18 protein-coding genes are annotated in these 21487 nt (G+C 68.4%); 17 read left to right on the plus strand and 1 reads right to left on the minus strand.

The annotated features are described in order from the left end of the window. The first annotated feature begins 34 nt into the window (after positions 1-34). The 3 genes from A6W98_RS19850 to A6W98_RS19860 all read left to right on the plus strand — a co-directional run bounded on the left by A6W98_RS19850 (position 35) and on the right by A6W98_RS19860 (position 1811). Positions 35-1057 carry an LLM class flavin-dependent oxidoreductase gene (locus tag A6W98_RS19850; RefSeq protein WP_042465866.1) on the plus strand — a complete coding sequence of 341 codons (1023 nt, stop codon included), beginning with the start codon at positions 35-37 and terminating at the stop codon, positions 1055-1057. A 92-nt stretch (positions 1058-1149) separates the two neighbouring features. Beyond that, positions 1150-1410, plus strand: a complete 261-nt coding sequence (locus A6W98_RS19855; protein WP_042465868.1) for a type II toxin-antitoxin system Phd/YefM family antitoxin — start codon at positions 1150-1152, stop codon at positions 1408-1410. After that, the gene (locus A6W98_RS19860) at positions 1410-1811 is read left to right on the plus strand and encodes a type II toxin-antitoxin system VapC family toxin (protein ID WP_042465871.1); all 402 of its coding nucleotides are present in this window, start codon (positions 1410-1412) and stop codon (positions 1809-1811) included. The genes A6W98_RS19855 and A6W98_RS19860 overlap by 1 nt, the downstream gene beginning before the upstream one ends. 10 nt (positions 1812-1821) lie before the next feature. On the opposite strand, the gene A6W98_RS19865 is transcribed toward A6W98_RS19860, so the two are convergent. Next, positions 1822-3015, minus strand: a complete 1194-nt coding sequence (locus tag A6W98_RS19865; protein ID WP_042465873.1) for a replication initiation protein — start codon at positions 3013-3015, stop codon at positions 1822-1824. Between the two features lie 594 nt (positions 3016-3609). Here A6W98_RS19865 and A6W98_RS19870 point away from each other — a divergent pair. The 14 genes from A6W98_RS19870 (at position 3610) to A6W98_RS19935 (ending at position 21483) form a co-directional block, all read left to right on the plus strand. Then, complete coding sequence (locus A6W98_RS19870) at positions 3610-5013, plus strand: AAA family ATPase (protein ID WP_042465875.1); 1404 nt, start codon at positions 3610-3612, stop codon at positions 5011-5013. A gap of 1 nt (position 5014) precedes the next feature. Further along, positions 5015-6109, plus strand: coding sequence for a ParB/RepB/Spo0J family partition protein (locus tag A6W98_RS19875; RefSeq protein ID WP_042465877.1), 1095 nt, complete (start codon positions 5015-5017; stop codon positions 6107-6109). A gap of 124 nt (positions 6110-6233) precedes the next feature. Further along, entirely contained in the window at positions 6234-8177 is a 1944-nt protein-coding gene (locus A6W98_RS19880; RefSeq protein WP_042465879.1) for a type VI secretion system Vgr family protein, read from the plus strand. Positions 8178-8190: 13 nt separating this feature from the next. Beyond that, entirely contained in the window at positions 8191-8445 is a 255-nt protein-coding gene (locus A6W98_RS19885) for a PAAR domain-containing protein (protein ID WP_042465880.1), read from the plus strand. 76 nt (positions 8446-8521) lie between these two features. Continuing rightward, entirely contained in the window at positions 8522-9796 is a 1275-nt protein-coding gene (tagH, locus tag A6W98_RS19890; protein WP_052678180.1) for a type VI secretion system-associated FHA domain protein TagH, read from the plus strand. Positions 9797-9902: 106 nt separating this feature from the next. Then, complete coding sequence (locus A6W98_RS19895; RefSeq protein ID WP_042465882.1) at positions 9903-11249, plus strand: type VI secretion system protein TssA; 1347 nt, start codon at positions 9903-9905, stop codon at positions 11247-11249. A 143-nt stretch (positions 11250-11392) separates the two neighbouring features. Further along, positions 11393-11920, plus strand: a complete 528-nt coding sequence (gene tssB, locus A6W98_RS19900) for a type VI secretion system contractile sheath small subunit (protein ID WP_042465884.1) — start codon at positions 11393-11395, stop codon at positions 11918-11920. Positions 11921-11942: 22 nt separating this feature from the next. Next, positions 11943-13436, plus strand: a complete 1494-nt coding sequence (gene tssC / locus A6W98_RS19905) for a type VI secretion system contractile sheath large subunit (protein ID WP_042465886.1) — start codon at positions 11943-11945, stop codon at positions 13434-13436. A gap of 72 nt (positions 13437-13508) precedes the next feature. Beyond that, on the plus strand, positions 13509-14006 hold the full coding sequence (locus tag A6W98_RS19910) for an Hcp family type VI secretion system effector (RefSeq protein WP_042465888.1): 498 nt from the start codon (positions 13509-13511) through the stop codon (positions 14004-14006). A gap of 107 nt (positions 14007-14113) precedes the next feature. Next, the gene (gene tssE / locus A6W98_RS19915; protein ID WP_042465890.1) at positions 14114-14707 is read left to right on the plus strand and encodes a type VI secretion system baseplate subunit TssE; all 594 of its coding nucleotides are present in this window, start codon (positions 14114-14116) and stop codon (positions 14705-14707) included. Further along, positions 14704-16632, plus strand: coding sequence for a type VI secretion system baseplate subunit TssF (gene tssF, locus A6W98_RS19920; RefSeq protein ID WP_042465892.1), 1929 nt, complete (start codon positions 14704-14706; stop codon positions 16630-16632). The genes tssE and tssF overlap by 4 nt, the downstream gene beginning before the upstream one ends. After that, complete coding sequence (gene tssG, locus A6W98_RS19925; protein ID WP_052678181.1) at positions 16629-17684, plus strand: type VI secretion system baseplate subunit TssG; 1056 nt, start codon at positions 16629-16631, stop codon at positions 17682-17684. Before tssF ends, tssG begins: the two co-directional genes overlap by 4 nt. Before the next feature lie 29 nt (positions 17685-17713). Further along, complete coding sequence (tssH, locus tag A6W98_RS19930; RefSeq protein ID WP_042465894.1) at positions 17714-20452, plus strand: type VI secretion system ATPase TssH; 2739 nt, start codon at positions 17714-17716, stop codon at positions 20450-20452. After that, positions 20449-21483 (plus strand): hypothetical protein, encoded by a 1035-nt coding sequence (locus A6W98_RS19935; protein ID WP_042465896.1) that lies wholly within the window; start codon positions 20449-20451, stop codon positions 21481-21483. Before tssH ends, A6W98_RS19935 begins: the two co-directional genes overlap by 4 nt. Positions 21484-21487: the final 4 nt, after the last annotated feature.

Genomic DNA, 21487 nt, shown 5'->3' on the forward strand with positions numbered 1-21487 from the left:
CGTTCCGACGCCGTCGCTGCAAAGGAGCACCGCCATGAAGAAGATCGGCTTTTTGTCCTTCGGGCACTGGTCGCCCGCGCCCAGCTCGGGCACCCGCTCGGCCGCGGATGCGCTGATCCAGTCGATCGAGCTGGCCGAGGCCGCCGAGGATCTCGGCGCCGACGGCGCCTATTTCCGCGTCCATCACTTCGCCCGCCAGCTGGCCTCGCCCTTCCCGCTTCTGGCCGCCGTCGCGGCCCGGACCCGGACCATCGAGATCGGCACCGGCGTGATCGACATGCGCTATGAAAACCCGTTCTACATGGTCGAGGATGCCGGCGCCGCAGACCTGATCTCGGGCGGGCGGCTGCAGCTCGGCATCAGCCGTGGCTCACCCGAACAGGTGATCGAGGGCTGGCGCCATTTCGGCCATGACCCCGAGGCGGGTCAAAGCGATGCCGATATGGGCCGCGAGCATGGCCGGATCTTCTTCGACCTGCTGAAGGGCGAGGGTTTCGCCCAGCCGAACCCGCATCCGATGTTCCCGAACCCGCCGGGCCTGCTGCGCATCGAGCCCCATTCCGAAGGGCTGCGCGACCGGATCTGGTGGGGCTCGGGCTCGAACGCCACCGCGATCTGGGCCGCCGAGATGGGCATGAACCTGCAAAGCTCGACCCTGAAGGATGACGAGACCGGCGAGCCGTTCCATGTCCAGCAGGCCCGTCAGATCCGCGCCTATCGCGAGGCCTGGGCCAGGGCCGGGCACAGCCGCAAGCCGCGGGTCTCGGTCAGCCGCTCGATCTTCGCCCTCGTCGACGACCGCGACCGCGCCTATTTCGGCCGGGGCGTGCAAAGCCGCGACTCGGTCGGCCAGCTTGACGAGACGACGCGGGCGATCTTCGGGCGCAGCTATGCCGCCGAGCCCGACCGGCTGGTCGCGGAGCTGGAAAAGGACGAGGCCATCGCCGAGGCCGACACGCTGCTTCTGACCGTGCCGAACCAGCTTGGCGTCGATTACAATGCCCATGTGATCGAGGCGATCCTGACCCATGTCGCGCCCCAGCTCGGCTGGCGCTGACCCGGGGCCAGGCAACCCCGATCCGGGCCATCCCTTGACAGACCGCATTCATCTAGCCATCTATCTAGCCAGATCATGCGGAGGCCCGTCCGATGTGGACATTGCAGGATGCCAAGAACCGGTTCAGCGCGGTCGTCGAGGCGGCTCTGGCCGGGGTGCCCCAGGAAGTCACCCGCCGCGGCAAGCCCGCGGTCGTGGTGCTGTCGGCCGATGACTACCGGCGCCTGCTGAAAGGCGCCGCCGCCGCCCGCGAAAGCTTTGCCGAGCATCTCATGGCCTTCCCTGCCCCCGAAATAGAGGCTGCCTCCGGGATCGGCCGCGCCGAGGTCCGCCCGCGCGACGTCCGCTTCTGATGTATCTGATCGATACCAACGTCATTTCCGCGGTGCGCCGTCCCGACCGCGCGCCGCAGGTCCGCGCCTGGCTGGCCGCGCGGCCCGAGCCCGAGCTGTTTCTCAGCGTCATCACCCTGGGCGAGATCGAGCGCGGCATCCGCCAGCAGGAGACCCGCGACCCCGGTTTCGCCCGCGACCTGCGGGTCTGGCTCGACCGGACCATGCTGGTCTTTGCCGACCGGCTGCTGCCCTTCGGCGCCGCCGAGGCGCGGATCTGGGGCCGGCTTTCGGCCGAGATCGGCCATCCCGGCGCCGACCTGATGATCGCGGCAACCGCGCTTCAGCACGGCGCCACCGTGGTCACCGGCAATGTCTCGGATTTCGAACCGACCGGGGTCCCGATCGAGAACCCGTTCTGAGCCCCTGCCCTCAGTCGAGCCCGTCGAAGGCGCCCGGATGCAGCTCTTCCCAGAAGGCGGCGATGGCCTCGGCATTAAGCGCCGACATCCAGCCGTGACGCTCGAAATCGTCGCGCGCAGCAGCATCGAGCCGGGCCATGAACAGCCGCTTGTCGGCATCGCGCTGGGTCGGCTTGCGCGCCGCCGCCAGATCGCGGATCCGCTCGAGCCGCCTGGCCCGGAAAGACCGCGGCGGGGCCGGGTTTCGCGGCGAAACCCCGGGCTCGGGCGCGCTGCCGTCGAAATCCTCGCGCAGCGCCGCCGTGAGATAGCCGACCGCGTTCTTCACGCCCCCCTGCCCCGCCACATAGTCGAGCTTGCGCCGCACATAATCCTGCCCGTGCTCGGCGATCCATTGCCGCGCCAGCCGGTCGCTGACCCCGAGCGCCCGCAGCCGGGCATAGACCTCGGAATTCCTCAGCCCCTCGCCATCGTCGAGATCGAGGATCGCCAGCTGCGGGTTCTCGGCGATGCGGAAGCGGATATCGGTCACGCTCCGCCCCATCTTGCGCAGCTCGGGGGTGACGACGATGTTCGAGGTCTTGTTCACCTCGGCCACGGCGGGCTTGATGACCTTGGCATTGAGATGCTTGAACACCTCGTAATAGGGGCTGTCGGCCACCCCCATCAGGCGCCGGAACAGATCGAGCGACCACCAGCCGGTGCTGCCGGTGCGGATGAAGCGGTAACAGTTCTCGTAAAGCGCCAGCGCATGGCCCGAGGTGAAGCGGCGCTGGATGTTCAGGTTGATCAGCGCGAAGACCTTGGGGTCGTGCAGCTTTTCCGCCAGCGCCGGGGAATAGGCATATTCGCAGATCCCGCCCTTGAGCTTGGCATAGGACAGAAGCGCCGAGACCCCCCATTCCTGCCGCCCCTCGGCATCGAGCATGTCCCATTCGGCCACGGTCTCGGCCAGCCCGCGCAGCGACTGCTTGAGCGTCTCCATGTCGTTCGAATTGTAGCCGATCATCAGGCACAGCGTGCGGGCGTCGATCTGGTGGCGGCTCTGCGAGATCAGCGTGTCATAGGCATTCAGCAGCAGCACGTTCGACAGCTTGCGCTGCAACAGCGTCAGCTTGCCCGAGACATGGATCGCGGCCACATGCTTCTTGACCGCTCCGCGCCGCAGCGGCCCGGTCAGCCGGTCGCGTGGAATGTCGTCCATCCCGCCCTCGCTCGCGGGGCGCGTCGCCCCGTCGGATGCCTCGTCACCTGGTTCCGGAATCGTGCGACTCGCGCCGACCTGTTCCGGTTGCGGCCATGATCTGTCAAAAGGTGTCCGCAGGCAAGCCCGCCTCTGGCACCTGAAAGCCGGTCCCGGAAACGGGCACCTCACGCATCCGGCCCTGTCCCGAAGGTACCCGTTTGCGGGAGAGGCGGTCCGGCCTCGGGCGGCCCGAAAGGCTCCGGCATGGAAAAACAGAGCCTAACATGGCCAAACCGGGGGGCCCTGAGTCGCGCGAAGGCCCCTTCCCCGCGAATCGGCGCCCGATATCCCGCAAACAGGTGCCTGTCCCCCTGCATCCGGCGCCCTCTCCGCCTGCATCCGGGCACCCATGTTGCGCTTAGGTCTTGAAATATATTGATATTATGGAGACGAAAGATTCAGAAAACCTGAAAAGACTCCTAAAACCACTCTGCCGATGTTCTTGATTTTCGTCTTTTTCAGGCAAGGAACAGCCCAGCCGATTCCCAACGGGGACAGGATGTGCCATAGTTTGGCGCGTATCGCGAAAAACAGCGAACATGCAGAGGCATCATGGCAAAGAAAACCGGCGCTCCCAGCAAGCCAGATCTTCCCCCCTATTTCAACATCGACCCGGCTGCAGCGGCCGCCAAGCTCTCGGCGCCGATCGACACGCCGCGCTTTGCCAAGGCCGCGGCCTTCGCCGCCCGCGGGCGCGACGACCTTGCCCGGCGGGGTTATGCGCCCGACGGCAAGAAGCGGCTGCGGAAATTCTCGACCTGGGAGGTCTGCCGTTATCTGATCCCGGTCAATCCGGCCCATCTGCGCCGGGTGCTGCGCCAGAATCCCGACCTGCCCCAAGGCGAAGGCGAAGGCGGCGCCAAGTGGTACACGCTGGACGAGGTGCTGCGGCTGCGCGAGCATTTCGCCGAGGAAGGCGCCAAGGACCGCGAATACCAGGCCTGGCGGCCCGAGGGCCTGCCCGCCAAGGTCGTGGCGGTCGCCAATTTCAAGGGTGGCGTCGGCAAGACCTCGACCTGTGCCCATCTGGCGATGTCGGCCGCGCTCGACGGTTACCGGGTGCTGGTGATCGATCTCGACAGCCAGGGCTCGATGACCTCGATCATGGGCGGTCAGGTCGAGGATGAATGGCAGACCGTCTTCCCGATGCTGGCCCGCGACTATGCCAGGCATCTGCAGGCGGAAAACCGGGTCCGCGAGGCCGCCGGAGAGGCCCCGTTCGGCTTCGACGAAACCCTGACCGCGGCGCTGGAGGTTTCGCCGCGAAACCTGGTGCAGCCGACCCACTGGCCCAATATCGACCTGATCGGGGCGCAGCTGAACCTGTACTGGGCCGAGTTCCAGGTGCCGGTCTGGCGGATGCAGATGCGGTCCTGGCCGCTTTGGGATTCGCTCCAGAACGCGCTGGAAGAGGGCGGCATGCTTGACGATTACGACATCGTCCTGCTCGACACCCCGCCGGCGCTTGGCTACCTGACCATCAACGCGCTGTCGGCGGCCGATATCCTCCTGGTGCCGCTGGGCGCCTCCTTCCTCGAATTCGATTCCACGGGCCGGTTCTTCGACATGATCTATTCGACCTTCGCCTCGATCGAGGAAGGCGAGAACCGGGCGCGCCGGGCCGACGGGCTGCCCGAGATCCGCTTTGAATGGGATGCGGTCCGGGCGCTGGTGACGCGCTTCGATGCCGCCCAGCAGACCGATCTGGCGAACGTGATCCAGGCCTATTTCGGCGATTTCATGACCACCTACCGGCAGGAGCTGACGGCGATGGTCGGGCAGGCGGGCGAACAGGTCTCGGGGATCTACGAGACCGATTACCGCGACTTCAACCGCGACACCTATGTCCGGGGGCGCGAGACCTTCGACCGCACCTGGGCCGAGGTCAAGGAAGTCATCCTGGGAACCTGGTGGCGCGATGCCCGGATGGCCGACGCCGCGACGGAGGAGGTGTGACATGGCCAAACGCCGCAAGCTGCAAGCGCCCTCGGCCGAGGAGCTGAGCCGGATCGAGGAGGAGTTTCGCCGCGAAACCGGGCCGGGGGTGGCGGCCCGGCCGATGGCCCCGATCGCCCAGGTCGCGGCCGAGAGCGCGGGCGCCCACGAACCCCGTCCGGCCGAGGAACGCGCCGATACCGCGCGCGACCGGACCGATGCCCGGCGGCTGCGCGAGGCCGAGGGCAGGGGGCTTGTCATGCTCGAGCTGCCCTTGGACGAGATCGATGCCGACGCCCTGGTCCGCGACCGGGTCGTGCTGGATGCCGAAGAGCTGGAAGAGCTGAAATCCTCGATTGCGAAGAACGGGTTGCGGCTTCCGGTCGAGGTGTTCGAACTGGCCTCCGATGGCCGTGGGTTCCGCTATGGCCTGCTGTCGGGCTATCGCCGCCTCAAGGCGTTCCGCGATCTCAAGGCGCTGACCAATGACAGCCGCTATGACAGCATCAAGGCGGTTCTGCGCGATCCCGAAGAGATGGGCGGCACCTTCGCCGCGATGATCGAAGAGAACGAGATCCGCGCCACGCTGAGCCATTTCGAGCGTGGCCGGATCGCGGTGATCGCGGTGCAGCAGGGCGCCTTCGTCAATACCGAGGCCGCGGTCAATGCGCTTTACCCGATGGCCTCGAAGGCCAAGCGCTCGAAGATCCGGTCCTTCGCGCTGATCTTCGAGGAGCTCGGCGACATGCTGAGCTTTCCCGATCTCTTGCGCGAGAAGGACGGGCTGAAGCTGGCCGCCGCCCTGCGCGACGGCGCCGAGGCGCGTCTGCGCGAGGCGCTGGCCGAACGGGTGCCCGCCGATCCGGCCGACGAGGCCGAGATCATCGCCGAGGCGCTGTCCAAGGTCGAGACCGGGACCGATCCGCGCCGCGGCGGGCGGCCGCCCAAGCGGGCGCGCCAGGGCGCGGTGCGGCGGATCTCGGGCGGGCTCCGGATGCAGGCCGGCGAGGATGCGCGCGGCTGGTATATCCGGCTGGCCGGAACCGGCGTCGACCGCGAACTGGTCGAGCGGGCGATGGAGGAACTCGAACGGCTGCTGGAACGGCCCGAGGGCTGAGGGCCGGACGCCCGGTTCGCGTGATCCCGCCCATTGCGGCGGCATCCGGCGGCGGACCCTTGCACCCGGGCGTTGCGGCGATAGCTTGCGTGTCGCGGACGGTACGGAACGAGTGGGGACGGTCATGGCAGCATTTTTCGATCAGAAGGCCCGGATGGGGCGGCTCGAGACCGCCCTCGGCGAAAACGAGCTGGTGCTTCAGCGCGTCGAGGGCAGCGAGCGGGTCAACGGGCTGTACGATTTCGAGGTCGGTTGCCTTGCCGCCCGCGCCGATCTCGATTTCGACGCCTTGCTGGGCACCCATGCCACGGTGACGCTGGTCGCGCATGACGGGGCCGAGCGCGATTTCGACGGGCTTGTCACCGAGGCGCGCTGGCTCGGGGCGGGCGAGAACGGGCATCGCTACCGGCTGCGGCTGCGCCCCTGGCTGTGGCTGGCCGGGCTGAGGCGCAATCAGCGGATCTTCCACAACCGGACCGTGGTCGAGATCCTCGAGGAGCTGTTCGCGCCCTATGCCTCGGCGGGGCGGCTGTCGGTCGAGCTGTCGGCCGATTATCCCGAGCTGGAATATACCGTGCAATATGGCGAAACCGATCTGGCCTTTGCCTGCCGGATGATGGAGCGGCACGGGATTTCCTACCATTTCCGCCATGCGCGCGGCAGCCACGAGATGGTGCTGACCGATACCGCCGAGGCCCATGGCGCGATCGGGGCGCGGCCGTTCCGCCCCGTCGACGGGCATCACCAAGAGGATGTCGAGCATTTCTGGGAATGGCGCCCGGCGCGGCGGATCACGACCGGGGCGATCCGGCTGACCGATTACAATTTCAAGACCCCGGTCGCGGCGATGGAGACCGACCGCGCGGGCGATGCCGCCTTCGAGCATGGCCAGATCGAAAGCTTCGACTGGCCGGGCGATTATCGCGATCAGGGCCGCGGCCAGCAGGTGGCCGAGCTGCGGCTGGGCGCCGAACGCGGCCAGGATCGCCGCTTCGAGGCGGTGGGCGACATTCCGGCGCTGGCGGCGGGGATGCGGGTCACGCTGGAGGGCGATCCGGTGCCGGGCTCGGGCGAGGAATATCTCTGCCTCGTGGCGACCCACAGCTATACCTCGGACAATTACGGCTCGGGCGGCGAGGGCGGCGACGGCTATGCCTATACCGGGCATTATGTGCTGATGCCCGCCGAGGCGCCGCTTCTGCCCGAACGCAAGACCCCGCGCGCCGATGTGCGCGGCCCCCAGACCGCGACCGTCGCGGGCTCGGGCGAGGTCGATTGCGACGAATACGGACGGATCCTGGTGCGGTTCCACTGGGATCTCGACGAGGATCTGTCGATGCGCTGCCGGGTCAGCCAGAGCTGGGCCGGGCCGGGCTGGGGCGGCATGGTGATCCCGCGCGTGGGCATGGAGGTGGTGGTCGAGTTCCTCGACGGCGATCCCGACAAGCCTCTGGTCACGGGCTGCGTCTATAACGGCCGCAACGCTCCGCCCGCGGCGCTGCCCGAACACAAGTCGCGGTCGGTCTTCAAGACCAAGAGCCATGAGGGCGAGGGCTTCAACGAGCTGACCTTCGAGGATCAGGCGGGCGAAGAGTTCATCTACATGCATGCGCAGAAGAATCTGGACGTGCATGTCGAGAATTCGGCGCAGCGGCGGGTCGAGTTCGATGACAGCGTCTCGGTCGGCAACGATTCGATGCTGGCGGTCGCGGCGAACCGGACCGAGACCGTCGAGGGCCGGATGGATGTCACCGTGACCGGCGCGGTCAGCGAGAAGACCGAGGCCGCGCGCGGCATGGATGTGGCGGCCGATCTGGCGGTCCGGGCCGGGGGCGACCTGACGCTGAAGGCGGGCGGCGAGATCGTGATCGACGCGTCCAAGATCACGCTGGTCGCGGGCGGTGCGGCGCTGACGCTGGAGGGCGGCGCGGTCAATGCGGTGCCGGTCCTGAATGTGGGCTCGGCCTCGCCCGGGGCGGCGGCGGTTCCGGCGATCCCCGAGGTCCTGAAGGCGGCGGCGGGCGAGGGCACCCCCTTCGTCAGCCATTGTCCGCTGGCGGATGCATGAGGAGGAGGGAGCGATGAAACCTGTGGCGCGGCTGGGCGATCTGCATGTCTGCCCCAAGCATGGCAAGGGCGAGATCGTGACCGCCTCGGGCAAGACCTTTTGCGACGGTCGGCCGGTGGCGCTGGTCGGCGACAAGATCAGCTGCGGCGCGGTCATCGTCGAGGGTTCGGATGTGGCGTTCTGCGACGGGCGTCCGGTGGCGCGGATCGGCTCGCGCACCGATCATGGCGGCCAGATCACCACCGGGTCCGATCTGAAGACCTGCTGACGGGCCGGGCGCGGGGGCGGACCTGCGCGGAGGAGGCTCTGGAAAGAGCGGCGGGGCCGGGTTATCTGGAGATCCGATGATGTTGATCTTGCGGATAGAGAATGCCGAGCGGCTGACCGATGGCAGTCCCGCCTGGATCGGGCTGGACGGCCGCGATTTCTGCGTCGGACGGCGGCGCGGCATGGACTGGGTGCTGCCCGATCCGGCGCGGCATGTCTCGGGCCATCATTTCGACCTGAAATTCAGCGAGGGGCGCTATTGGCTGGTCGATCTGTCGACCAATGGCACCTTTCTCGAGGGCCATCCCCATCGGCTGCAGGCGCCGCATCCGCTGGTGCCGGGCGACCGGTTCCGGGTCGGCCCCTATGTGATCGCGGTGGCCGAGGGCTCGGAGGGCGCGGCGGCGGGCGAGGGGGGCGGTGGCCCCCTGCCGGCCGAGGACGACCCCTGGGATTTCGGCGCGCTGGCCGCCGCCCCGGTCGCGTCTCCGGGGCACCGGCCCGCGCCCGCCATGTCCGGGCCGCTGGCGGGGTCCGGGCGCGATGACGGTCTGCAGGGCTTCGTGCCGCTGGCGCCTTCTGCTCCTGCGGTGCCGGGGGCGCCCGTGCCCGCCGGGACAGGCGCAGTCTCCGGGGCTTTGTCGGGTGGGCCCGCGCCCCGGCGCCAACCGTCAGGCGCCCCGCCGGTCGCGCCGGAGCCGCAGCCCTTCCATCCGCCGGGCCGCGATCCGGCCGCGGCACAGGCCGCCCCGTCCCCGGCCGGGCCCGACCGGGACGAGGCCTTCCTGCGGGCCTTCTGCGAGGGGGCGGGGCTTGACCCCGATCTGGCCAAAGGCGCCGATGCCGAGGCGCTGGCGCGCGATCTGGGCCGGGTCGCGCGGGTCGCGACCGGCGGCGTGATGCGGATGCTGCGCGACCGGGCCAGCGTCAAGCAGTTCACCCGGTCGGGCGAGCGCACCATGCGCAGCGCCAGCGGCAACAACCCGATGAAGTTCCTGCCCGATACCGACTCGGCGCTGGAGGTTCTGTTCCTGGTGCCGCGCGACGGCTTTCTGGACGGGGCCGGGGGCTTCGAGACCGCTCTGGCGGATCTTGCCCGCCATCAGCAGGGTATCTTCGCGGCGATTCAGCCGGCGCTGGCCGCGGTTCTGGACGGTCTGGCGCCCGAGGCGGTCGAAGCCGGGGCGACCGGCGGAAACTTGCTGGCCGGATCGCGCAAGGCGCGAGCCTGGGACACCTATGTCACGCGCTGGGATGCCCTTGCCGGGAAAGGCGAAAATGGCATGCTGGACGCGTTCCTCGAGGCCTTTTCCGAGGCCTATGCCCGGGCCCAGGGGGAGATGCCGGATTAGCCTAGGTTGATCTCGGTCAAGGCGCTCTACATAACTGATCCGACGACGGTCCTGCAGGGAGAGCGGGACCGCAGAGCACGGTGGGCGGAATTTTAAGGGGTGCCTCATGGGTCTTGACTCCCTCGCGGAACCGATGGCCGACGACGGCCCTTGCGGGCCCGATCTCAACGCACGGATGGACCCCGATTTCGACGCTTATTATTTCGCGGCGCTCGGTCGTCTTCCCGATGCCTATGCCCGCCCGGGCGTGACCCGGCCCGACGGCTCGGTGTCCCCCGACAGGGTTTTCGATCCCGGTACGCTGGATCTGGCCGGCGAGCTGCGCCAGATCGATGCCCTGCTCGAGCGTAGCCGCGACCTGCGCCTGCTTGCGCTGCGCGTGCAATGGCTGGCGCTGGCGGGGCGGGTTCCGGCGCTGGCCGAGACGCTGGAGACGGTGGCGCTGTTGCTCGAACGTTTCCCGCGCGAGGTGCATCCCGGTGCCGAGAGCGATCCGGCCGAGCGGCGCGAGGCGCTGGCCGAGCTGGCGGCGCCGGCGACGGTGATCCAGCCGCTGGCCTGGGCCGGGCTGGCCGGTACCGCCGAGGTGACGCTGCGCAAGCTGCGGGTGGCGGCCGGGCAGGCGACGCCGCTGCAGGGCGAAAGCGGGCTGTCGACCGAATCGCTGACCGCGGTGCTGGCCGATCCCGGCAATGGCGCGCGGCTGACGCGGACGCTGGCCGCGCTCGACCAGGCGACGGCCGCGGTGACGCGGATCGTGGCGGCCTGCGCGGCCGATCCCGAGGCGCCCTTCACCCCGCATCTGGACCCGCTGACGGCGGTTCTGGACGAGATGCGGGGGGCGATCGTCGCGGTCCGTCCCGATCTGGCCGCGCCGGTGCCGGTGCCCGAGACGGCTGCGCCCGAGCCGGTGCCGCACAGTGCCCCGGTGCAGGTGCCGCCGCCCACGCGGGAGCTTCCGGCCGGGGCGCCCGAGGTGCGCGACCAGGACCATGCAAGACGCCTGCTGGAGGCCTGCGAGGCCTATTACCGCCGCGCCGAACCCTCGTCGCCCGCGCTGTTGCTGGTGACGCAGGCACGGCTGCTGATCGGGCGGCCGCTGATCGAGGCGCTGGAGGTGCTGATGCCCGGCCGCGCGGCCGAGGCGCAGATCGGCTTCGGTCCCGAGACCGGCTTCGTGCTGGACAGCGCGCGGCTGCGCAGTCTGACCGAGGAGGGCGGGCCCGGCGACCCGGCGCCGGCGCGGGCCGAATCGACCCTGCGCCCGCCGCCGCCCGCCATCGACAGCGCCGAACAGGCCGCGGGCACGCTGCGCGCGGTCGAGGATCATTTCCGCCGCACCGAGAGATCGAGCCCGGTACCCATGTTGCTGGAGCGGGCGCAAGCCTATCTGGGTAAGGATTTCCCTGCCATCCTGCGGGATTTGCTGCCATCGGCGGAGGGAGGACGATAGAGTATGTCCAAATGGTCGAATTTCCGCCGATCTTCGGCCGGACCACATCTCTGCGTTGACAACTTCGATCCGGAACGGGTCCAAACGACGGGCGACGCGCTTCGGTCGAATGACGACAAGAGACTGATAAAGGAAGGAAAATAATGTCATCGAACTCCGGTTCCGGTTTCATCAAGCGCAATCGCCCGCCGCGGGTCCAGATCCAGTATCAGGACCCCTATGATAGCGAGAAGATGGTCGAGCTGCCCTTTGTCATGGGGGTGATGTCGGACCTGTCGGGCAACAATCCGGGGGTCGAGAAACCGGCGGTCGAGGATCGCAGCTTCACCGATGTCACCAAGGATACGCTGGACGATTACATGGCCTCGGTCACGCCGGGCGTCACCTTCACCGTCGACAACCGGCTGCAGCCGGGGTCGGGCGAGAAGCTGGCGGTCAACCTCCAGTTCGAGAAGATGGAGGATCTGGAACCGGCGGCGGTGGCCCGGCAGGTGCCGGCGCTGCGCCAGCTTCTGGAGGCGCGCGAGCAGCTCGCCAACCTGCAGCGCTACATGGGCACCAAGCCCCGTGCGCAGGAACATATCAAACGTCTGCTGGCCGACCCCGAACTGATGGCGGCGCTGGCGGACAGTGCGGCGCGCGACGACGACGCGTCGTCGGATGACGCGTGAGCTGCCGGGGGGAATGGGGTAAATGACTCAGAACGCAGAACGGCAGGCGGGTGCGGCCGAGGGCGCGCTCGACGAGCTTTCCGAATTTCAGGACATCCTGAAACAGACCATCAAGCCGCGCAGCGACATCGCCGCGCGCGAGGTCGACAATGCGGTGACCGCGCTGGCGCGCGAGGCGCTGGGGTCGAGCGAGCTGATCGCCGAGGACGTGATCGACACGCTGGATGCGATGATCGCGCGGCTGGACGAGAAGCTGAGCGACCAGGTCAACGAGATCCTGCATGCGGAGGAGTTCCAGCAGATCGAATCCTCCTGGCGCGGGCTGGCCTACACGCTGAACAATGCCGAGACCGACGCCTCGCTGCGGGTCAAGGTGCTGAATATCTCGAAATCCGAGCTGCAGGCGATGATGCGGCGCTATCCCGGCGCGAAATGGGACAAGTCGCCCCTGCACACGATGATCTACGAGCAGAACCTGGGCACGCTGGGCGGCAAGCCCTTCGGCGCGCTGGTGGGCGATTACTATTTCGACCATTCCTCGCCCGACGTGAACCTGCTGCAATCGGTCGCCCGGATTTCCGAGGCCTCGCTGGCGCCCTTCATCTCGGGCACCGCGCCCGAGCTTCTGGGGCTGGACAGCTGGAACGAGATCTCGGTGCCGCCGGATCTGTCCGAGATCTTCGAGACGCCGGAATACGCGCAGTGGAACAGCCTGCGCGACAGCGAGAATTCGCGCTTCGTGGCGCTGGTCGCGCCGCGCGTGCTGGCGCGCGAGCCCTATGGTCCGAATTCCAACGCGGTGGTCGAGGAATTCAACTTCGTCGAGGAAACCGACGGCCATGGCGGCAGGAATTACGCCTGGATGAACGCGGCCCATGCGATGGCGGCGAACATCAACCGTGCCTTCAAGGAATATGGCTGGACGGTGCGGATCCGCGGCGTGACCTCGGGCGGCGAGGTGGCGAACCTGCCGACCCATCTGTTCGATACCGGCGACGGCGCCAAGGACATGAAATGTCCGACCGAGGTGTCGATCACCGACCGGCGCGAGGGCGAGCTGTCCAAGGCCGGGCTGATCGGGCTGATCCACCGCCAGCATACCGACAAGGCGGCTTTCATTGGTGCCCAGTCCCTTTACCGTCCAAAGAAATATGTCGACGACCTGGCGACCGCCTCGGACAACATGTCGTCGCGCATCCCCTATATTTTCGCAGTGTCGCGATTTGCCCATTACCTGAAGGTCATGGTGCGAGACAAGATCGGCCAGAGCCCCGACCGGCTGCAGCTCGAGAAAGAGCTGCAGGCCTGGGTCAACAAGTATGTCTCGGGCAATCCCGAGAGCGCCAGCGAGATGGAGAAGGCTCGCAAACCGCTGGCGGGGGCAAAGGTCGAAGTGATCGAGGACGAACTGAACCCCGGATATTACCAGGGCAAGTTCTATCTCAGGCCGCATTTCCAGCTGGAAGGCATGGATATCGGCATGAGCCTCGTGTCGAGGCTGCCAGTCGGCAAATAGCCGGTCAGCAAATAAAAGGCCTCGACCCCGACCGCCATCCCTGAACGCGCAATTAGAGTGAGGTAACGCGCAATGGCCATCGATTGCTTCCTGAAACTGGAAAACAACATCAAGGGCGAGTCCCTGGATGACAAACACAAGGACTGGATCGACGTGCTGTCCTGGAACTGGGGTCTGAGCCAGTCGGGCACGACCCACATGGGTCACGGCGGCGGCGGCGGCAAGGTCGACGTCCAGGACATCACCGTCACCAAATACGTCGATGCCGCCACCCATGACCTGATCAAGCGCTGCTGCTCGGGCGAGCATATCACCGCCGGTCAGCTGGTGGTGCGCAAGTCGGGCGGCTCGGCGCCGGTCGACTATCTCAAGATCGACCTCAAGGACGTGATGATCACCTCCTATGTCACCGGCGGCTCGAAGGACGGTCTGGACCGCGTGCAGGAAACCCTGACGCTGAACTTCCGCGCCTTCCAGGTGACCTACACCATGCAGGAGGAAACCGGCGGCGCCGGTCCCGAAAGCACCGCCGGCTGGGAAATCGCCGAGAACAAGGAATGGGCGGCCTGAGGCGGAAACGCCCCAGCGACGTCGCGGGCGGAGGCCGGGTTTCCGGCCTCCGCCTTTCCCCCTGACCGGCCGCGGGCCGGGTCTTGCAACCAGCATCAGGAGAGGCAATGGCCGGACCTCCGCAGGAGACCGGGCCCGGGGCCCGTGAGGCCTGGCGCGACCGGGACCGCGCCAAGATCTCGATTTTCCAGATCTTCCGTTCGGCCCATGAGGAACATGACGCGCGCCGCGCGAACCGGCCCGCCGAGAATGGCGAGACCGAGGTTTCGGCCCGTGCCAAGCCGCGCCGCGAGGGGGTTTCGGCCAGCATCCTGCGCGCCCATCTGCAGGCCGATCTGGATGGGCTGCTGAACACGATCCGGCTCGATGCCGCGATCGATCTGAGCACCGCGCCGCATGTCGCGAACTCGATCCTGAATTACGGCTTCCGCGACCTGTCCTCGGTCTCGCCGGCCGAGTTCCACAGCCCCGCCATCGTCGAGTCGATCCGCGAATCGCTGTTGCGCCACGAGCCGCGCTTTCTGCCCGGCACGCTCGAGGTCCGGGTGGTCGATGCCAATGGCGACAGCGGCCAGCGCCTGTCGGTCACGGTCGAGGGCGAGCTGACCGGCGACCCGGTCGATCTGTCGGTGGGCTTCGATGCCGAGGTCGATCTGGGCGCGGGCAAGATGGACATGTCGGATCTGAGGATGCGGTCGTGAACCCGGCGCTGCGCGACACCTATAACCGCGAGCTGGCGCTTCTGAAGGAACGCACCGCCGAATTCGCCCGCGACTATCCGGGCCTGGCCGACCGGCTGGGCGGGCTGATGGCCGACAATCTCGACCCCACGGTCGCCGGGCTGCTGGAGGGCTCGGCCTTTCTGGCCGCGCGGGTGCAGCTCAAGTTGCAGGACGAGTTCCGCGGCTTTACCGAGGCGCTTCTGGATCAGGTCTTTCCCGATGCGCTGGCGCCGACGCCCTCGGCGATGCTGGTCGAGGCCTCGGTTCCGGCCGGGAATTCCGACATCGTCAAGGGGCTGCGCTTCGACCCCGGCGCCTATATGGATGCGCGCTTTCGCGATGCCGACAAGCGCATCGCCTGCCGGTTCTCGCTGGCCGCGCCGCTGACGATCTGGCCGCTGAAACTGGCCGGGCTGCGCTATCTGTCGGGCGCGGGGCCGGTCGGCGCGCTGGGGCAGGAGATCGCCGAGGGCACCAAGGCCGGGCTGGTGCTGGATCTGGCGCGGATCGCGCCGTCCGGGCTGGCCGACGGCTCGGCGCCGCTTGCCGAGCTGGAGCTCGACCGGCTCGATCTGCACCTGACCGGCCCGATGGCCGAGGCGGTCGCGCTGTATGAACAGATCTTCGCGCGCAGCCTCAGGGTCTCGCTGCGCTGGCTTGACGCGCAGGGCGATCCGGTCTTCGCGCGGCTGCCGCCCGATTGCCTGGAACAGGTGGGCTTCGACCCCGAAGAGCGGCTTTTCCCGCATCATGCGAGGCTGTTCGACGGCTTCGCCCTGCTGCGCGAATATTTCGTCTTCCCGCGCAAGTTCCTGGGCTTCCGCATCAAGGGGCTGGCCGATCATCTGCCCCGGATACGCGGGTCCGAGGTTCAGGTGATCGTCGAGTTCGACCGCGCCGATCCGCGCCTGGCCGAGCGGTTGTCCGAGGGCGATGTCGCGCTGAACTGTGCGCCCGCGGTGAACCTGTTCGAGGAGATGTCCTCGACCGTGCGGATCGACGGCAAGCAGCATGAATATGTGGTCACGCCCAATGCGACGCCGGTCACCCATTACGAGCTGCTCGATATTCTCGACGTGCAGGCCCATTACGCCACCCATCGCAGCAAGGAACGGGTGCAGCCGCTTTACGCGCTGCCCGAGGGCGGGCAGGACCCGCGCCGGACGCTGTATTACACCGCGCGGCGCAAGCCCCGCCGCCTGACCGCGCGCGAGCATCGCTTTGGCCCGGCGCGCAATCGCTATCGCGGCACCGAGACCTTCATCTCGATCTACGAGCCCGATGGCGGCGACGACATCCAGCGGCTGCAGGTGCGCGCGCTCTGTTCCAACCGGCATCTGCCCGCCGAGCTGCCGATCGCCCAGAGCGAGGGCGATTTCCACATGACCGACGATGTCACCGTGTCGCTGGCCTGCCGGGCCGGGCCGACGCCGCCGCGCAACCCGCTGGGCCGGAGCGATCCGGGGGCGGGGCCGCGCGCGGGGGCGGGCGATGTCTACTGGCGGCTGATTTCCTACCTGTCGCTGAACCAGTTCGGGCTGGGCGGGCGGCAGGAGGGCGACAGTGCCGCGGCATTGCGCGAGATGCTGGCGCTGTTTGCCGATTTCTCGGACAGCGCGGCCGAGGCCGGGGTGCGCGGGCTGCGCTCGGTCGAGACCCGGCCGGTGACGCGCTCGGTCGCGATGGCCGACGGCTATCACCTGGCCCGCGGCACCGAGATTTCGCTGAGCTTCGATGAAAGCGATTACGAAAGCACGGGCGTGATGCTGATCGGCGCGGTGCTCGACCGCTTCCTGTCGGAATATGCCGCGGTGAACAGCTTTACCCAGGTCCGGGTGGCCTCGGTTCAGCGCGGCGCGATCCGGAGCTGGCCGCCGCGCTCGGGCAGCGGGCCGATCCTGTGACGGGCGAGAGCTTTTCCGACCGCCGCGCGGCCGAGGCGACAGCGGCCGAGGGGGTGGGGCTGTTCGCGGCGCTCCGGGCGCTGGAACGCGCGGCGCCCGACGCGCCCCGGATCGGGCGCAATGCCCGGGTCGCCGAGGCGGTGGTGCGGCTGGGGCAGGACCCGTTCCTGGCCTTCCCGGTCTCGGATCTGTCGCGGGCGGGGCGGGACGGGCGCGCCCGGCCGGTCTTCAGGGCCCAGTTCCTGGGCTTTTACGGCGCCTTCGGCGCGCTGCCCCTGGCCTGGACCGAAGAGGTCCGGCGCTGGTTCGATGCGGGCGATGAAAGCTTCACCGCCTTCACCGACATCTTTACCGAGCGGTTTCAGGAGCTGTTCTTCCGGGCCTGGTCCGATGCCCGCCCGATCACCCAGTTCGACCATCCCGACGACCGCTTCCAGGGCTATCTGCTGGGCTTTGCGGGCACCGCGACGCCGGCCTTCCGCGACCGGTGCCGGGTGCCCGATACCGCGCTGGCCCGGCTGGTGCCGCTGGCCGCGGGCCGGGTGAAAAGCCCGGTCCGGCTGCGCCAGATGCTGGGGCTGCATTTCGAGGGCCGGGCGCGGGTCGAGATCGAGGAGATGGTGCCGGGCTGGCTCGATTTCGAGCCCGGGACCGAATCCCGGCTGGGGCTGGGCGCGGCCAGTCTGGGGCGCGACGCCCATCTGGGGGCCCGGGCCCGCACCATCAGCGACCGGATCCGGGTGCATCTGCATGTGCCTGACATGGCCGCCTTCGACCGTTTCCTGCCCGGCGGTCCCGACAATCGCGAACTGGCCGACCTGTGCCGCTGGTATCTCGGAGAGACGCTCGAGATCGAGGCCGCCCTGTGGCTGCCCCAGCCCAAGGTGGTGCCCGCCGTTCTGGGCCGCTCGGCCCGGCTGGGCTGGATGGCCTGTCTCGCGCCCGATCCCGACAACCCCGAACAGATGGTCCATATCGCGCGGTTCGACCTGAATCGCGAGGACGACGCCCCCCGGCCCGCCGCCGCGGCCCCGGCCGCCATCGCGGCCTGACAAGAAGACCCGAAAGAGCCTGAGCAGACATGACCGAGATTACCATCGAGACCTATGCCGGCAAGATGAACCGTGCCGGATACGACGCCTTCCTGCAGGGCATGCGCCATGCCCGGGGCGAGAAGAACCGCCATGTCGATCTCAGCCACTGGCTGTTCCATTCGGTCTCGAACCAGAATGCCGACATCTCGGTCACGCTGAACGAGCTGGGGCTCGACCGCGGCCGGGTGCTGCGCGATCTCGACGCCGCCATGGCCGCGCTGCAGAAGAACGTGACCGAGACGCCCGGCATTTCCGAGGTGCTGTCGGATGCGCTGAACCATGCCTGGACCTATGCCACGCTGTTCTTCGGCGAGGCCCAGATCCGCACCGGCCATGTGCTGACCGCGCTTCTGAACGATCCGGGGCTCAAGCGGCACCTGCTGCAGCTGTCGAAGGTCTTTGCCGAGATCTCGGTCGACCGGCTGGGGCAGGATGCGCGCAGCCTCTGGGCCGCCTCCGAGGAAGAGGACATGCGCCCGATGGACGGCTCGGGGCTGGCCGCGCGCGGCGAGGGCGCCGAGGGCGCGGCCGGGCGCGGCGGCGGGCAGAGCGCGCTGGGGCGGTTCGCCCAGGACATGACCGCCGAGGCCGAGGCCGGACGGCTCGACCGGGTGGTCGGGCGCGATGACGAGATCCGGCAGGTGATCGACGCGCTTCTGCGCCGCCGCCAGAACAACCCGATCCTGACCGGCGAGGCCGGGGTCGGCAAGACGGCGGTCGTCGAGGGCTTTGCCCAGAAGCTGGCCGCGGGCGAGGTGCCGCCCAAGCTGAAGGGCACGCGGCTTTACATGCTGGACATCCAGGCGATGCAGGCCGGGGCCTCGATGCGGGGCGAGTTCGAACAGCGGCTGAAATCGGTGATCGACGAGGTGCAGGCCTCGGATGTGCCGATCATCCTGTTCATCGACGAGGCCCATACCCTGATCGGCGCGGGCGGGCAGGCGGGCACGGGCGATGCCGCCAACCTGCTGAAACCGGCGCTGGCGCGCGGCACGCTCAGGACCATCGCCGCGACCACCTGGTCGGAATACCGCCAGCATATCGAGAAGGATCCGGCCCTGACCCGGCGTTTCCAGCCGGTCACCGTCGACGAGCCCGATGTCGGGACCTGCTGTGCCATGCTGCGCGGCATTCTCGGCCCGATGGAGGCCCATCACGGCGTGCGGATCTCGGATGAGGCAGTAGTGGCCGCCGTCCAGCTGTCGCAGCGCTACATCCCGGCGCGGCAGCTGCCCGACAAGGCGGTGTCGCTGCTGGACACCGCGGCGGCGCGGGTGGCGGTCAGCCAGGCCTCGGTGCCCGCGCGGATCGAGGATCTGAAGGCCCGGATCGACGCGCTGGACAGCGAGATCGCCGCCAAGCGCGGGGCGCAGGATCTGGGCGAGGATGCGGGCGAGCGGATCGCCGAGCTGGAGGCCGACCGGGCGGAGGCCGGCCAAGACCTGGCGCGGCTGGAAGAGCTTCACGACGAGCAGAAGGCGCTGGTCGAGCAGATCCTCGGGCTCCGCGCCCGGATCGCGGGCGCGGCTGACGGCGCGGCCGGTGAAGACATGGCCGGTGACGACATGGCCGGCGAGGCCGGGACGGAGGACGGCGCGGCGGGCGAGGACAAAGAGCCGCTCGATATCGATGCCTTGCGGGCCGAGATGCATGAACGTCTTGCCACGCTTGAGGCGGGCGATCCCGAGACCCGGATGGTCGAGCCCCATGTCGGCGCCCAGACCGTGGCGCAGGTGATCTCGGACTGGACCGGCATCCCGACCGGGCGGATGGTGCGCGACGAGCTGCAGGCGGTCCTGACCCTGAAGGACCATCTGCGCGAGCGGGTGGTGGGCCAGGACCATGCCCTTGCCGCCATCGCCCGGCGGATCGAGACCTCGCGCGCGGGGCTGGCCAATCCCGAGAAGCCGATCGGGGTGTTCATGCTGTGCGGGCCCTCGGGCGTCGGCAAGACCGAGACCGCCATCGCGCTGGCCGAGGCGCTGTATGGCGGCGCGCAGAACATGATCACCATCAACATGTCGGAATTCCAGGAGGCCCATACCGTCAGCCTGCTGAAGGGCGCGCCGCCCGGCTATGTCGGCTATGGCGAGGGCGGGCGGCTGACCGAGGCGGTGCGGCGCAAGCCCTATTCGGTGGTGCTGCTCGACGAGGTCGAGAAGGCGCATCCCGATGTGCACGAGATCTTCTTCCAGGTCTTCGACAAGGGCTGGATGGAGGATGGCAACGGCCGCCGCATCGATTTTCGCAATACCCTGATCCTGCTGACCTCGAATGTGGGCACCGACACCATCATGGCGATGGCCGAGGACGGCCGGACGCGGCCCGATCTGGACGAGGTCACGGCGGCGCTGAAGCCGCGCCAGCTCGAGGTCTTCCCGCCCGCGCTCCTGGGCCGGGTGGTCTCGATCCCCTATCTGCCGCTCTCGGCCGAGGGGCTGGCGGCCATCGTCCGGCTGAAGCTTTCGGCGGTCGAGGCCCGGATGCGGGGCGCCCATGGCGCCGAGCTTGTCTATGGCGACGCGGTCATGGACCATATCGTCGATCAGTGCCACGACCCCGACAGCGGCGGGCGGATGATCGACAACATCATCACCAATACCATCCTGCCCGACCTCTCGCGCGAGGTGCTGGGGCGGATGGTGTCAGGCGAGGGCATCGCGCGGGTCGAGATCCTGCTGCAAGACGGCGCGCTGGCCTACAGCTTCGAAGGAGAAAACGCGTGACCCAATGTTTTGTCGACGATGCCGGCGTCAGCTGGAGCTATGACCAACAGGCCGCGCTGCGCCTGATCGCGCATTATGCCCGGCTGAGGGCGATGAACGAGACGACCCGGGTCGTGACCTCGCGCGACAGCCTGATCCAGAAGCTCTACCTCGCGCGCGAGCTGGCCAATGTCGAAACCGACGTCAACCGGATGCTGGCGCGCAAGACCGAGATCGAGGAGGTCGAGGGCCGCCGCTTTGCCACGCTGATGCTGGGCGCGGCCGGGGATGCCCAGGCCTATCTGATCGGGCTGAGGCGCGAGACCGACCGGCTGATGAGCGCCAACCAGTCGATCTACCGCTCGGCCCAGGACATCAACCAGGCCGCCATCGACCATGCCGAAACCGCGATCAAGGTGGCCAAGGGGGTGCGCGACAGCTCGGTGCTGACGCTGGGCGTGATCGCGACCGTCGCGACCGGCGGCACCACCATCGCGGTGGCTTCGGGCGCGGGCGCGGGGCTGTCGGCGACGGCGACCTATCAGGATACCGGATCGGCCTCGAAGGCGGCGATCAAGGGCGGGCTGTTCCTCCTGCCGCTGGGCACCCGGCAGATCACCGGGGCGGCCACGGCCGCGGGGGCCTCGCCGACCATGACCGCGGCGATGAGCCTTGCAATCGATACCGGCGCCGAGACCTTCGAGGGTGTCTATGTCAACGATGCCACGCTGGAACGGGCGCTGAGCGCGGCCCTGATCAACCAGGTCAGCGGTCGCTATGTCGGCGCGCTGGCTAAGGAGAATACCCGCTGGATGGGCCAGCGCCTGCGCGGCGCGGTCCGGCTTCTGGACAATCATGGCGGGCAGATGTCGAACCGCGCCTATCCCTTCCTCTCGGAGATGGGCGGCAAGCTGACCCAGGAGGCGATCAAGGTGAGCCCGGGCGAGACGCCCGCCGGCACCGGCCCCGGTTCCGCCGCGAGGGCCGCGCAGGCGCAGGCGCGCGATACCGCCAGCCTCTGGGTGATGCGCGAGGTGATGCGGCGGCTCTGAGGCC

The organism is Rhodovulum sulfidophilum DSM 1374 (genome assembly GCF_001633165.1).
In the GTDB taxonomy this organism is placed as follows: domain Bacteria; phylum Pseudomonadota; class Alphaproteobacteria; order Rhodobacterales; family Rhodobacteraceae; genus Rhodovulum; species Rhodovulum sulfidophilum.

Coding starts and splice junctions, on each gene's coding strand:
- A6W98_RS19850 (WP_042465866.1), top strand. CDS start 35: ATGAAGAAGATCGGCTTTTTGTCCTTCGGGCACTGGTCGCCCGCGCCC.
- A6W98_RS19855 (WP_042465868.1), top strand. CDS start 1,150: ATGTGGACATTGCAGGATGCCAAGAACCGGTTCAGCGCGGTCGTCGAG.
- A6W98_RS19860 (WP_042465871.1), top strand. CDS start 1,410: ATGTATCTGATCGATACCAACGTCATTTCCGCGGTGCGCCGTCCCGAC.
- A6W98_RS19865 (WP_042465873.1), bottom strand. CDS start 3,015: ATGGACGACATTCCACGCGACCGGCTGACCGGGCCGCTGCGGCGCGGA.
- A6W98_RS19870 (WP_042465875.1), top strand. CDS start 3,610: ATGGCAAAGAAAACCGGCGCTCCCAGCAAGCCAGATCTTCCCCCCTAT.
- A6W98_RS19875 (WP_042465877.1), top strand. CDS start 5,015: ATGGCCAAACGCCGCAAGCTGCAAGCGCCCTCGGCCGAGGAGCTGAGC.
- A6W98_RS19880 (WP_042465879.1), top strand. CDS start 6,234: ATGGCAGCATTTTTCGATCAGAAGGCCCGGATGGGGCGGCTCGAGACC.
- A6W98_RS19885 (WP_042465880.1), top strand. CDS start 8,191: ATGAAACCTGTGGCGCGGCTGGGCGATCTGCATGTCTGCCCCAAGCAT.
- tagH (WP_052678180.1), top strand. CDS start 8,522: ATGATGTTGATCTTGCGGATAGAGAATGCCGAGCGGCTGACCGATGGC.
- A6W98_RS19895 (WP_042465882.1), top strand. CDS start 9,903: ATGGGTCTTGACTCCCTCGCGGAACCGATGGCCGACGACGGCCCTTGC.
- tssB (WP_042465884.1), top strand. CDS start 11,393: ATGTCATCGAACTCCGGTTCCGGTTTCATCAAGCGCAATCGCCCGCCG.
- tssC (WP_042465886.1), top strand. CDS start 11,943: ATGACTCAGAACGCAGAACGGCAGGCGGGTGCGGCCGAGGGCGCGCTC.
- A6W98_RS19910 (WP_042465888.1), top strand. CDS start 13,509: ATGGCCATCGATTGCTTCCTGAAACTGGAAAACAACATCAAGGGCGAG.
- tssE (WP_042465890.1), top strand. CDS start 14,114: ATGGCCGGACCTCCGCAGGAGACCGGGCCCGGGGCCCGTGAGGCCTGG.
- tssH (WP_042465894.1), top strand. CDS start 17,714: ATGACCGAGATTACCATCGAGACCTATGCCGGCAAGATGAACCGTGCC.